The organism is Lachnospira pectinoschiza (assembly GCF_020564355.1).
In the GTDB taxonomy this organism is placed as follows: domain Bacteria; phylum Bacillota; class Clostridia; order Lachnospirales; family Lachnospiraceae; genus Lachnospira; species Lachnospira intestinalis.
Genome location: NZ_JAJCRR010000053.1, coordinates 1 through 382, shown reverse-complemented (window position 1 = coordinate 382; position 382 = coordinate 1). Strand labels below are relative to the sequence as shown.

General features: G+C 47.1%; 1 protein-coding gene. It reads right to left on the bottom strand.

Features of this window, described 5'->3' with window-relative positions:
* The coding region (locus tag LI288_RS14200; RefSeq protein WP_227091094.1) for a hypothetical protein at positions 1-382 on the bottom strand (382 nt) is incomplete at both ends.

Here is a 382-nt window from a genome sequence, read left to right as displayed (position 1 = left end):
GGTATAAGGACAGGCTGAACTATGCCTTGGACATCAGCGTCAAGTCCACTGAGCCAGTTACTCAGGACTTGAGGTTGGTCGTTGAAAGTTGTATCCCGAATAGCTTCATGACGGATAATCATATGGTTACCGTTGCCCATATCTTCAAGGTATTTGTACTGCTCACCAGCCATAGTAAAGACACGGCCTGGAGCCATCGCGTCAAAATCAAAGGAGGATGGAGGTAAATCGATGTCTGGTCGGGCATTCCCTTCGTCAATGATCGAATTGTTCTTAATTCCTGTAAGGAAAGCTTCTAAACGGCTGTCGCCACCCGGGAGAAACTCCTCACTGTTATCCGGGCTGATCAGTTGGCTGTCCACATGGATACCATAATAATAAC